The sequence below is a fragment of the Kribbella sp. NPDC055071 genome, assembly GCF_053608045.1.
The window spans coordinates 115,894-127,160 of record NZ_JBSGUS010000023.1 but is presented as its reverse complement, the minus strand read 5'-3'; the positions used below and the strand labels follow the sequence as shown (position 1 = coordinate 127,160).

Here is an 11,267-nt window from a genome sequence, read left to right as displayed (position 1 = left end):
GCGGTGGTGTGGGTCAAGGGTCGAAGATCGCGCAGCGACGCCGAAGGCGCCCTTGACGCACACCACCGCGACCAGCACCATCAAGCAGCCCGGAGACCGCGCCACCACAGTTACCTCGCGCAAAACCACACGAGCCGGCGAATCCACCACCTGCGCCCCCGCCGCAGGCGGCAACAGGACCAGCCGCCGCGCAGCGGCGACCAACCAACCCACCCATCCGACACAAGAGCCGGATAACCCTTCGTCTTGTGGGTTCTCCCTTCGCATACCAGCAGAGAACCCCCCAAATCGCGGGGTTATCCCCTCGCGTCGGGCACGGTCCGGATGGTGCCCCGGCGGCCGGCGCCGGAGCCGTTGTGGTGGCCTGGGGATCCGGTGGTCAGCGGATGGTTAGTTGGCGGCTGGAGAGGCCGGCTCGGGCGGCTCGTTCTTCGGTGCTGAGGGGGGCCTCGGTGGTCAGGGCCTTCTCGAGTTGGGCGGCGAAGTCGGCGGCGGGCTTCTCCATGTCGGCGGCTTCGGTGTCGGCGGGGAGCTCCCAGACAGGCGCCAGCACACCGAGGGCACGGAAGGATCCGATCAGCCGGCTGCCGTCGACCAGCGTGGACGAACCCGCCGCGTGCAGGCGGGCGAGGGCGTCGAGCAGGACGTCCTCGCTGTGCGGCATCACCCAGCGCAGGTAGACGCGGTCGCCGATCTGCGTCCAGTACGCCGCCTCGACGGACTCGAGTCGCACGGTCGGGGCCGCGGCGGCGTTCGCGCGTTCGAGACCCGCGGCGACCTCACCGGTCGGGTCCTCGACGTTCTCGCCGATCCAGAAGTCGAAGCCCTCGTGCACCTTGGCCTCGATCGGCTTGGAGGTGTCGATCAGGTCCTGCAGCCGCGGACCTTCCTTCATCAGGTCGCCGACCTGCACCGGGTTACCCGGCTCGGTCGCCAGCGCCGCGGTGATCGCGTGGCCGAGGTCGCGGCTCGGGTCGCCCGACGACGCGTGCGTCTGCAGGCCGATCCAGATCGACTCGTCGTCGCGGACCAGGCCGGGCATCGCCATCGGCAGCAGGGTGACGAGGTTGACCACCTTGCCCTCGTGATCACCGGTGAGCGTCACCTCCGCCGTACCGGACGGGACGATCTCGCGGAACGCGATCAGGTCACACTCCGACGGCAGACCCTCGAACGGACGGCTCACCCAGGTGTCGACCGCCTGCGCCCGGTCCTTCCCGTGGCACTGCTTGAACCGCTTGCCCGAACCGCAGGGGCACGGCTCCCGCAACCCGACGTCGACCAGGTCGGCCGGATCGAGGGTGACGGTACCGGTGTTCTTGGCGCGCTGCTGCCGCGACTTCTTTCCCATAACCCCGCAGTCTTGCAGCCGGTCACCCCACGGCCAACTTCAGCTAGTGTCCCGTGAGCCGATAGCGCCAAGCTGCATCGCTCACCGGGCACTTGGGATGATCGCGTGCACGGTGCGGTGGTTGGCCGAGGTGCGGACGTCCCAGGTCGAGGTGAGGATGTCGACGATGGCCAGGCCCCGGCCGCCGATCGACTCGGGGTGGGTGTCGCTGATCCGCTGCGGCTCGGTGTCGCCGCGCCCGTCGGTGACCTCGACATGAATGCCGGCCTTGTCGATCCACCAGGCCGCGCGCACCTCACCGGCGGGCAGCGGCGGCGCGTACCTGATCGCGTTCGAGAGCAGTTCGGAGAGTACGAGCTGCGCGTCGTCGGACGCGGTGTCGGCGACCCGATAACGCTTCAGGTAGGCCCCCAGACGGCGACGGGAGTCCGCTACCGCGGACACGTCATGCGGTAGTACGACGTCCACAACGCTCACGTCGGCAGGCAAGGTCGCAGAGGACAAGCAGGGTCTCCTCGATGATCGGTACAGCCACCATCACATCTGCCCAGCTTCAGGCCCGGGAAAACACCTGCGATTGTTCCGTTACACGGCCGCGCGCTGATCATGCGGAAAGCCGAAGAAATCGAGATGAAATCGACGGAATTGAACGTTGCAATAACCGCCCGCATTCACCTCGCTACGTATCCAGACCACGTGACACACACCACACAAAGCGCTGATCAGGTGTCACAAACTTCTGCTCGCCGGACGGCGTCCTACACCGTCGACGCGGTAAGGGTTTTCAGCGTGGCCTCGGGCCGGTCGGTGATGATCGCGTCGACCCCGAGGTCGTGGCAGCGCCGTACGTCGACCTCGGCGTTGACTGTCCAGACATGGACCCGGTGCCCGTGCTTGTGCGCGCGCTCGACGTACTCCGGGTGCGCGCTGACGATCTCCAGACTGGGTCCGGCGTACGAGACGCCTGTCGGGAGTGAACCGTCGCGGAACCGCAGCGGGACGCGATCCATCAGCAGGACCGTGCGCAGACCGGGTGCGAGCACACGGAGCCGGCGCAGCGACAGCCAGGAGAAGCTCATTACTCGGACCGGAGACTCCGTTCCGATCTTCGGATGCGCCCAGCCGTAGCGGTCGAGGGCCTCGATCAGCCGGCGCTCGACCAGACCGGCGTACCGGGTCGGGTGCTTGGTCTCGATCGCCAGCTCGACCGGCCGGCCGGCATCGCGAACGGTCGCGAGCAGGGTGTCGAGCGTGAGCACTGTTCGTACGTCGGGACTCGGCAGCTCGGCCTCGTCGTCGAGTTCGGCCCACGGGTTCTTCCACGAGCCCCAGTCGAAGGCCTCGAGCTCGGCCAGGCTCATCGTGGACAGGACGCCGTGACCGTTCGACGTTCGCTCGATCCGGCGGTCGTGGACGCAGACCAGGTGCCCGTCGGCGGTGAGCCGGACGTCGCACTCGAGTCCGTCCGCGCCGGCGTCGATCGCCTGGCGGTACGCCGCCAGTGTGTGCTCGGGACTGATGTCGCTGGCGCCTCGATGGGCCACGACCAGTGGGCGTTGTTTCCCCATGGGAAAACTCTGCCCGAGCAGGTGCTGGGCCCGCCACCTGACAGGCCCAGCACCGGATCAGCTCGGCACCGGATCAGCTCGGCACCGGATCAGCTCGGCACCGGATCAGCGCCGCCGGGTTCAGGCCGTTGCTTCCTGCAACGACGTACGACGGTCCGCCGGCCGGGCGAGGCCGTAGTGATCGCGCAGCGTGGTTCCGGAGTATTCGGTCCGGAAAAGATTCCGGGCCTGCAGGATCGGAATCACCTCGTCCACGAACGTGGTCAGCCCGGACGGAAGCACCGGCGGCATGATGTTGAACCCGTCGGCCGCACCCGCCTCGTACCAGTGCTGAATCGCATCGGCCACCTGCTCCGGCGTACCCGTGAAGGTCCGATGCCCACGCCCGCCACCCAGCCGCCCGATCAGCTCACGGACGGTCAGCTTCTCCCGCCGAGCCAGCGTGACGATCAGCGTGTAGCGACTCTTCGCACCCTCGATCTCGTCCTCGTCGGGGAGGTCGGCCGGGAGCTGCTGGTCGAACGGCAGATCCTCCGGCTTGACCTTCAGCGTCTTCGCCAGCTGCAGCCGCGCGTACTCGGGCCGGATCAGCGAGTCCAGCTCGTGCTCGAGCCGCTGTGCTTCCTCGACCGTGCCGCCGATCACGGGCACGATCCCGGGCAGGATCTTGATCGAGTCGGGGTCCCGGCCGAGTGCCGTCGTACGGGCCTTGAGGTCCTGGTAGAAGTCCTGCGCGTCCTCGAGCGTCTGCTGCGCGGTGAAGACCGCCTCGGCGTACCGCGCGGCCAGACCCTTGCCGTCCTCCGACGAGCCGGCCTGCACGATCAGCGGGTGGCCTTGCGGCGACCGCGGCAGATTGAGCGGACCACGCACCTGGAAATGCCGGCCCACATGGTCGATCGGCACTACTCGCTCATTCAGCGCCCACACGCCGGTCTCTTTATCCACAATGGCCGCATCGTCCTGCCATGAATCCCACAGCTTGTAGGAGACCTCCAGGAATTCCGCCGCCCGCTCATATCGCTCGGCGTGGCTGGGCTGATCGGCGAGGTTGAAGTTCTTCGCCGCCTCCGGCCCGGCCGTGGTGACCACGTTCCATCCAGCCCGACCACCACTCACGTGGTCGACGCTCGCGAACCGCCGGGCGAGATTGAAAGGATCGTTGTACGTCGTCGACGCCGTGGCGATCAGCCCGATCCGCGACGTCGCCCCGGCCAGGGCGGTCAGCAACACGGTCGGCTCCAGCGAGCCGGCCGGGCGACGCCCGACGTCGCCGAACAACACCGGCGAATCCGCGAAGAACACCGAGTCGAACTTCCCCCGCTCGGCGATCCGCGCCAGCTCCTGATAGTGAGCGACCGACGTGTTGGCGAACGGGTCGCTCTCCGGTAGCCGCCACGACGCCTCGTGATGCCCGGTGCTCATCAGGAACGCGTTCAAATGCAATTGCCTACTCATAGTGAACCCCCAAAGCGTCGAGAAGCCGCGAGCGGATCGCGGCGAATCCTGGATCGGTCGCACTCCGCGGCGCGGGCAGGTCGACCACCTCTTCCGCCACCAGGTGACCCTCCTCGAGGACAATCACCCGGTCGGCCAGCACGATCGCCTCGTCGACGTCGTGGGTGACCAGCAGGACGGCCGGCTGATGGGTCGCACACAGCTTCCGCAGCAGGACGTGCATCTTCAGCCGGGTCAGCGCGTCGAGCGCACCGAACGGCTCGTCCGCAAGGAGCAACTCCGGCTCGCGAACCAGCGAACGCGCCAACGCGACCCGCTGCTGCTCACCACCGGACAACTCGTTCGGCCACGCCTGCTCCCGCCCCTCCAGGCCGACCTCCGCCAGACTCTGCCGGCCGCGGTCACCCGCGCCGTGCAACCCCAGCACGACGTTGTCCAATACCCTTGCCCACGGCAACAAACGGGAGTCCTGGAAGACAACGGAGACATTCACCGGTACGACGAGCTCGCCCGACCCGGCGACGTCGGAATCCAAGCCGGCCAGGGCTCTGAGCAACGTGCTCTTCCCGGATCCGCTCTTCCCCAGCAACGCAACGAACTCACCCGGAGCGATATCCAGGTCGACCCCGTCGAGGACAGCGCGGTCGTCGTACCGGCGGACCAGGTCACGCACCTGGACCGCGGCGGTCAGGAGGCCAGCGTGCGGCGCCATGTCAGGGCCTTCCTCTGGATCAGGCGGACGGCGCCGTCGGAGATCAGGCCGAGGATGCCGTACAGGACCAGGCCGACGATGATGATGTCGGTCTGTCCGTACGTCCGGGCCAGCTCCATCATGTAGCCGATTCCGCTGGTGGAGTTGATCTGCTCGACGACGACCAGCGACAGCCACGCGCCGGTCACCGCGAACCGCAGGCCGAGCAGGAAGCCGGGCAACGCACCCGGCAACACGACGCGGCGGATGAAGTCCCGGCGAGACAACCCGACGGTCTGCGCGAGTTCGACGTACCGGCTGTCGATCGTGCGCAGGCCGTTGTGGGTGTGCAGGTAAATGGGTACGAAGACCCCGAGCAGAATCGTGACGACCTTCATCGACTCACCGATACCGAGCCACAGGATCAGCAGCGGCAGCAGGGCGAGTGACGGGATCGCGCGCTTGATCTGGATCGGGCCGTCCAGGATCGCCTCGCCGATCCGGGAGAGGCCGGACAGCAGCGCGAGCGCGACCCCGAGGATGATGCCGAGCGCGAGCCCGATCAGGGCGCGCTGGGTGGAGGTCCACAGGTTCGACTGGAGCCGGCCGTCGGCGATCAGGTCACCGGCCGTGGTCACCACGGTCCACGGCGCGGACAGCACGCGTGGGTCGATCCAGCCGGTGGCCGATCCGATGCTCCAGATCACAAGCAGCAGCACAGGCCCGATCGCGGCACCGAACTTGATCGGCTTCCCCGGTCCGAGCCGGCGACGTCGTACGACGGGAGCACTGGTCGCGCTCGTCCTCCGGATCCCTGGCAGGGTGGTCGCGCTCATTTGACGGCTCCCTTGATCGCATCGGCCGCGACGGCCTGGAACCGCAGGTCGTAGAGGTCCTTCGCCTGGATGACCGGGTTCTTCGTCTCCTTGGCGAGCAGCGCGATGGTGTCCTGCTGCCGCGTGATCGCGTCGCTCCAGTCCGCGCTGATGTCCGGGTGACCGGCGTTGTCGACCAGCCACTGCCCATCGGCCGCGGTCAGGCCCTGGTCCTTCACGTAGTACCCCGCGATCCATTCCTTGGGGTGCTTGTCGATCCAGTCCTGCGCGACTCCCCAGGCGGCGACGTACGCACGGATCGCGGCAGCCTTCCCCGGATTCTCCAGGGATTCGGTCGGCACGTAGAGGTGGCCGGCGTCATCGCGGAGGCCGTGCTCGATCGTCGTACCGCCGTCCTTGCCGTACTTGGCCAGGTACCGCTTGATCTGGACACCGCCGATCGGCGCGACCTGGACCTGCTTCCCGGCGAGCGCGTTCACGTAGACGTCGCCGGTGCTGGGGAGCTCGATCAGCTTGACGTCGTCCTTGGTCAGGCCGGCCTTCTGCAGCACTTTGAGGACGAGCGCGCCCTGGGCCTGTCCCGGGCTGTACGCGATCGTCTTGCCACGCAGGTCCGCGAGCGTCTTCACCGTGGTGCCGGGGGCGATGCCCAGCTCGTAGATCGGGTGGTTGAGCGGGTCCTGGCGGAACTTCGAGGCGACGATCTTCACGTGCAGACCGGTCCAGGTCGCGTGGATCGGCGGGATCTCCGCGACCGAGCCGACGTCGAGCGCGTGCGCCCGGAACGCCTCGGTGGTCTGCGGACCGCCGCTCAGGTTCGCGAACTGGACGAACTTCGAGACCTTGTCGATCTGCCCGGACAGCTTGAGCGCCACCTCGGTGGCGGGGTCGCCGACGACGATCTTCGTGCCGTCGGGGACGGTCGTCGGCAGGGCGGCGTCGAGCGAGAGGGTCGCGCCGGCGTCCGCCTTGGCGCCACATCCGGTGACAACGGCCAGCAGGGCGAGTACGGCGTACAAACGTTTTCTAGACATGGTGGGCTTTCGCGTAGTGGCCGTCGTGGTAGAGCAGGGGCTCGTGCTCACGCCGTTCGGTGTGGGTGGTCAGGCGGGCGACGACCAGGGAGTGGTCGCCCACGGCGAAGCGGTGCTCGACCTGCGCACGCAGGAAGCTCGGGGCCTCGTCGAGTACGGGTTCGCCGGTCTGCAGTCGCGACCAGCGGGTCGGTTCGGCGAACCGGTCGATGCCGCTGGTGGCGAACCGGCCGGCGATCGGGTGCTGGTCGGCGGAGAGGAAGTTGATCACCAGGTTGTCGGTGCTGCTGACGGTCGGCCAGCTCGACGCCGTCCTGGCGATCGAGAAAGAGACCAGCGGCGGCAGCAGGCTGACCGAGACCAGTGAGGTCGCGGTGAACCCGACCGGGCCGTCACCCGCGTCCGCCGTGATCACCACGACACCGGCGGCGTGGCGACGAAACACGGAACGGAAGACGTCGGCGTCCACGATCCGCTCCTCCTGATGGTCGGGGACGACGGACAGGGCAGGGCGATTCAGGGCAGGCAAAGACATGTCTCTCCCTCGATCACGGGGCAGGGACGACCGGCAGCAGATACCGGGCGGAAGGTGGAAGCCGGTGCAGAACGGCTTCATGCAGCGCGGAGCTGGGGTGCAGCGACGGAACGCGTCACCGACAGGTGGAGCTCGCCGTCCGCAGCAGGTCGATGACGCGACGGCGGGTGAGGAAGGTCGTCGTCATGTCAGCAATCTTCGCATCATTGTCTACTGATGAACTAGACAATCTCGCGATCCGGGACGGCTGTCCGCAAACGACCACCCACCGGGACGACACGCCACCGGGTTGCCCTCACACTCCCGGGCCCCGGTGCGTTCTACTGACGTGATGGCTCGGGAGAAGGTCGGACTGCCGCCGTTCCAGGCGCTCGTCGACGATCACTGGCGCGACGTGGCGCGGCTGGCGCGCGCGTTGGCGGGACCGGTGGACGGCGACGACGTGGCCCAGCGCGCCTGGGAGAAGGCGTTCGCCGCGTACCCGGCGCTCACCTCGGCGAAGAACCTGCGCAGCTGGCTGCTGACCATCACGTCCCGGTGTGCGACCGACCTGCATCGCGCCCGCAAACCCCAACGACCCCTCGACGAGGCGCCACCCGTGTCGGTCAACGGCCCGGAGTCCGCCGACTGGCCGGATCCCGACCTCTGGCGAGCGGTCAACGAGCTGCCCGAACGTCAACGGTTCGCGATCACGCTCAAATACGTCGGCGACCTGGACCACCACGGTCTGGCCGCCGCCCTGGACACCACCCCCGCCGCATCGCGCCGGCTTGTCAGCGACGCCCTCGCGGCTTTGCGTACCAAACTCGGAGTAAACGTATGAATGACCTCGAGAACCGGCTCGCCCGGTTCACCATCCCTGATCTGAAACCACCGGTCTTTCCCGCCGCGGATGTCGCTTACACCCTGCATGACACTCCGATCGGCACGATGCTGCTCGCGGTCGCTCACGGCAAGGTGGTGGCCAGTTCCTTCGGTACCGAAGAGACCATCACGAACCGCCTCGCGCGGGCGGTCTCCCCGCGCGTACTGCGGCAGCCCGCCGCTCTGGACGACGTACGGCGGCAATTGGACGAATACCTGGCGGGGCGTCGGCAAGCGTTTGATCTCGAAGTGGATCTCGCGCTCGCGACACCCTTCCAACGCCTTGTGCTGAACGATTTGCCATTACACACGAGCTATGGCCGGACGACGACGTACGGGACTGTCGCCGGCGAGATCCACAAGCCGAAGGCGGCGCGAGCCGTCGGTACGGCGCTCGGCGCGAACCCCGTCTGCGTCGTGCTGCCGTGCCATCGGGTGATCGGCGCGAGCGGTGCGCTCACCGGGTACGCGGGCGGTCTGGACGCCAAGCGATTCCTGCTGAACCTTGAAGCAAAGGACTGAATTTCTTACCCACGGATTCGAAGCGAAGGAGGTGGAGTGGGCAGTTCGCGGGAATTGATTTACACTCCTCGAAACGAGGAGCAGGTCCCCAATGTGGAGTGGGGATCTGCTTCTTGTTTTCGGCCTCCGGCGCGACAAATGCGCCAGTGAGATTGTTTCGGAAAAGAATTCAGGTCGAGAAACTGACGCGTCAGTCAGATCCGGTCGGGCCGGGCTGGTGGATCTCCAGGATCAGACGGCGGCGGCCGCCCCACTCGCGCTTGTAGACCTTGTAGTTCTCGATGCCGGCGGCGGCGCAGAGGCGGCCGTAGCTGACCTCGTCGTGGATGAAGTGCACGCCGCTGCGGTTGTCGCTGAAGTCGGTGGTGACGATCCGGTGCTCGGGCCCCTGCCGCATCCCGTTGGCGATCTCGGCCGCGGTCGCCGGTCCCCAGGCCGGGCCCTCGATGATCGCGATCCCGCCCGGCTTCAGCACCCGGGAGATCTCGCAGATCGTGGAGATCTGCTCGTCCTCGGCGAACAGCTCGTGGAACGCGGTCCACAGGCAGATCACCGCGTCGAAGGCGTCCCAGCGGTACGGCAGGTCCGTCATCGAGCCGATCGCCCAGTCGATCTTGAGGTCTTCCTCGTCCGCCTTGGCCTTACCCGCCTCGATCAGGTTCGGCGAGATGTCCAGCCCACGGACGACCTTGCCGGCCCGGCGCAGCGGCAACGCGATCCGGCCGTACCCACAGCACAGGTCGAGGACCGACTCACGCCCCTCCAGCAGCTCCTCGACGGCGGTGATGATCGCCGCGTCCCGCTCGGGTGTCGTCCGCGAGATCAGTCCGTCGACCCCGAGTTCCGCGTACTCGGCCCGACTGCGCAGTGCGGAGTTCAGCATGATCGCCAGTATCCCGGGTGCTCCGGGTCAGTTGTCCAGCGGCCGGCGCCTGAGCTTGCCCAGCACGACCGCGGCGACCATCGAGACGACGATCGAGGTGTACGTCGCTCCGAGCCATCCCGGCACCGGGTGATGGTTGAACACCCGCTGCTGGACGTCGGTCCAGAACGGCGACCACCCGGCCACGGTGCCCGGGTTGACCAGCTGGTACGCGACGAAGCCGATCAGCCAGGCGACCGTGGGTTGCCAGCGGAACTTCGCCGTACTGGAGACATCCCACTGCATCTTGCTCACCACGAAGAAGTCGGCGATCGCGACCGCGAACAGCGGGATGAAGACCGAGCCGATCAGGTACAGGAACTGCGTGTAGTTGCCCAGGTCAACCATCAGCGCGATACCGGTGGCGATCACGCCGATCGCGACGGAGATCCAGCGCCGGTCGATGTGGCCGATCAGGTTGTGCGCGGCCATCGTGGTCGAGTAGACGTTCGCGTAGGCCTCATCGACCTCGTCCACCAGCAACACGAACAGCGCGATCGCACCGGCCGGCAGGGTGACCAGTGCGGTGATGACGTCCTCGCTGTTCGTCTGCAGGGTCGCGACTGCGAACACGCCCAAGGCGTAGTACCCGATAGCGGCCAGGCCGTAGCCGAGGGACGAACCGGCGAACGCGGCCTTGTTGGTGCGTGAGTGCCTGGTGTAGTCCGCGGCGAGTGGCGCGAACGAGACCACACCGGCGGCGGCCAGGTCCACGGCCGGCCAGAAGCCGAACACGCTGTCCTGCGGTAGTGCGTGGACTGGCTTGCTGAGGACCTGTACGAACAGGTAGATCGACGCGATCAGCACCAGCCAGACCATGAACTTCCGCAGCACCTTCACGCTGCCGAGCGGACGGACCGCCATGGCCGTGGCGATCACACCGGCAAGTACGACGAACAGCCAGCGCCAACGCTCGCTCGTCACCGCAACCGCGGCCTGGGAGATGACGATGATCTCCATGGTGGCCCAGCCGACGTTCTGGGCGATGTTGAGCACTGTCGGCGCTATGGAACCCTTGCGGCCGAAGAGGCCGCGGAGACTCGCCATCGCGGGCGCACCGGTCTGTGAACCGAAGACAGCGGCGCCACCGAGCACTAGGGCGCCGATACCGCAGCCGACGACGACTGCGAGCAGTCCCTGCCACAGTGAGCCGGTGTACGCGGCCACGAGAGCGCCGGTGACCGGGCCGAACAGTGAGATGCCGAAGTTGCCCCAGAGGGTGAACTGGTCCAGGAACCCGAGCGTTCGGGGCGCATCGGTGGTCAGAACGAGCGGAGCCTCGGTTTGCCTCGCAGGACGAACAGCAGTACTGGTCACGATGACCCGCTCCCTACGCCGGCATTACCCGGTCAGGTTCAGGCGGTCGGCGACCCTGCTGTCGCCCTCTCAGCCCGCGCAGATCGGTGCGAGCTCCCGCTGAGGTTTTGTTTGCCGCGTCAACAGTAGCTCTTCCGCCGGATGCGGGCGGCGGCTACTCGGTTTCCGG

Annotated in this window: 12 protein-coding genes and 1 riboswitch; of the genes, 2 read left to right on the top strand and 10 right to left on the bottom strand. The window is 67.3% G+C overall.

Going from position 1 to position 11,267, the window contains the following annotated elements:
* Positions 1-379: 379 nt before the first annotated feature.
* From ACWF4Z_RS31550 to ACWF4Z_RS31515, 8 genes are all read right to left on the bottom strand, one after another.
* A complete protein-coding gene (locus tag ACWF4Z_RS31550) occupies positions 380-1,351 on the bottom strand; it encodes a DUF5926 family protein (protein ID WP_452246821.1) in 972 nt (323 codons plus the stop codon).
* 81 nt (positions 1,352-1,432) lie between these two features.
* Entirely contained in the window at positions 1,433-1,828 is a 396-nt protein-coding gene (locus ACWF4Z_RS31545; RefSeq protein WP_452246820.1) for an ATP-binding protein, read from the bottom strand.
* 281 nt (positions 1,829-2,109) lie between these two features.
* A complete protein-coding gene (locus ACWF4Z_RS31540; RefSeq protein WP_452246819.1) occupies positions 2,110-2,919 on the bottom strand; it encodes a glycerophosphodiester phosphodiesterase in 810 nt (269 codons plus the stop codon).
* Between the two features lie 120 nt (positions 2,920-3,039).
* Positions 3,040-4,377 carry an LLM class flavin-dependent oxidoreductase gene (locus tag ACWF4Z_RS31535; RefSeq protein ID WP_452246818.1) on the bottom strand — a complete coding sequence of 446 codons (1,338 nt, stop codon included), beginning with the start codon at positions 4,375-4,377 and terminating at the stop codon, positions 3,040-3,042.
* Complete coding sequence (locus ACWF4Z_RS31530; protein WP_452246817.1) at positions 4,370-5,089, bottom strand: ABC transporter ATP-binding protein; 720 nt, start codon at positions 5,087-5,089, stop codon at positions 4,370-4,372. The genes ACWF4Z_RS31535 and ACWF4Z_RS31530 overlap by 8 nt, the downstream gene beginning before the upstream one ends.
* Entirely contained in the window at positions 5,065-5,904 is an 840-nt protein-coding gene (locus ACWF4Z_RS31525; protein ID WP_452246816.1) for an ABC transporter permease, read from the bottom strand. Before ACWF4Z_RS31525 ends, ACWF4Z_RS31530 begins: the two co-directional genes overlap by 25 nt.
* A complete protein-coding gene (locus ACWF4Z_RS31520) occupies positions 5,901-6,938 on the bottom strand; it encodes an ABC transporter substrate-binding protein (RefSeq protein ID WP_452246815.1) in 1,038 nt (345 codons plus the stop codon). Before ACWF4Z_RS31520 ends, ACWF4Z_RS31525 begins: the two co-directional genes overlap by 4 nt.
* A complete protein-coding gene (locus ACWF4Z_RS31515; RefSeq protein ID WP_452246814.1) occupies positions 6,931-7,473 on the bottom strand; it encodes a flavin reductase family protein in 543 nt (180 codons plus the stop codon). Before ACWF4Z_RS31515 ends, ACWF4Z_RS31520 begins: the two co-directional genes overlap by 8 nt.
* A 313-nt stretch (positions 7,474-7,786) precedes the next feature.
* Between ACWF4Z_RS31515 and ACWF4Z_RS31510 the strand changes: the two genes are divergently transcribed.
* Both ACWF4Z_RS31510 and ACWF4Z_RS31505 read left to right on the top strand, forming a co-directional pair.
* Entirely contained in the window at positions 7,787-8,296 is a 510-nt protein-coding gene (locus ACWF4Z_RS31510) for an RNA polymerase sigma factor (protein ID WP_452246813.1), read from the top strand.
* Positions 8,293-8,859 carry a methylated-DNA--[protein]-cysteine S-methyltransferase gene (locus tag ACWF4Z_RS31505; RefSeq protein ID WP_452246812.1) on the top strand — a complete coding sequence of 189 codons (567 nt, stop codon included), beginning with the start codon at positions 8,293-8,295 and terminating at the stop codon, positions 8,857-8,859. The genes ACWF4Z_RS31510 and ACWF4Z_RS31505 overlap by 4 nt, the downstream gene beginning before the upstream one ends.
* A gap of 190 nt (positions 8,860-9,049) precedes the next feature.
* On the opposite strand, the gene ACWF4Z_RS31500 is transcribed toward ACWF4Z_RS31505, so the two are convergent.
* Together ACWF4Z_RS31500 and ACWF4Z_RS31495 are read right to left on the bottom strand one after the other, a co-directional pair.
* Positions 9,050-9,742 (bottom strand): class I SAM-dependent methyltransferase, encoded by a 693-nt coding sequence (locus tag ACWF4Z_RS31500; RefSeq protein WP_452246811.1) that lies wholly within the window; start codon positions 9,740-9,742, stop codon positions 9,050-9,052.
* A 27-nt stretch (positions 9,743-9,769) separates the two neighbouring features.
* A complete protein-coding gene (locus tag ACWF4Z_RS31495) occupies positions 9,770-11,098 on the bottom strand; it encodes a purine-cytosine permease family protein (RefSeq protein ID WP_452246810.1) in 1,329 nt (442 codons plus the stop codon).
* Positions 11,092-11,208, bottom strand: a riboswitch (TPP riboswitch). It overlaps the preceding gene by 7 nt.
* Positions 11,209-11,267 lie beyond the last annotated feature (59 nt).

Excerpts from the sequence above, each read along its gene's own strand:
- ACWF4Z_RS31500 (WP_452246811.1), bottom strand. The coding sequence starts at position 9,742 with ATGCTGAACTCCGCACTGCGCAGTCGGGCCGAGTACGCGGAACTCGGG.
- ACWF4Z_RS31530 (WP_452246817.1), bottom strand. The coding sequence starts at position 5,089 with ATGGCGCCGCACGCTGGCCTCCTGACCGCCGCGGTCCAGGTGCGTGAC.
- ACWF4Z_RS31535 (WP_452246818.1), bottom strand. The coding sequence starts at position 4,377 with ATGAGTAGGCAATTGCATTTGAACGCGTTCCTGATGAGCACCGGGCAT.
- ACWF4Z_RS31525 (WP_452246816.1), bottom strand. The coding sequence starts at position 5,904 with ATGAGCGCGACCACCCTGCCAGGGATCCGGAGGACGAGCGCGACCAGT.
- ACWF4Z_RS31540 (WP_452246819.1), bottom strand. The coding sequence starts at position 2,919 with ATGGGGAAACAACGCCCACTGGTCGTGGCCCATCGAGGCGCCAGCGAC.
- ACWF4Z_RS31515 (WP_452246814.1), bottom strand. The coding sequence starts at position 7,473 with ATGTCTTTGCCTGCCCTGAATCGCCCTGCCCTGTCCGTCGTCCCCGAC.
- ACWF4Z_RS31520 (WP_452246815.1), bottom strand. The coding sequence starts at position 6,938 with ATGTCTAGAAAACGTTTGTACGCCGTACTCGCCCTGCTGGCCGTTGTC.
- ACWF4Z_RS31550 (WP_452246821.1), bottom strand. The coding sequence starts at position 1,351 with ATGGGAAAGAAGTCGCGGCAGCAGCGCGCCAAGAACACCGGTACCGTC.
- ACWF4Z_RS31505 (WP_452246812.1), top strand. The coding sequence starts at position 8,293 with ATGAATGACCTCGAGAACCGGCTCGCCCGGTTCACCATCCCTGATCTG.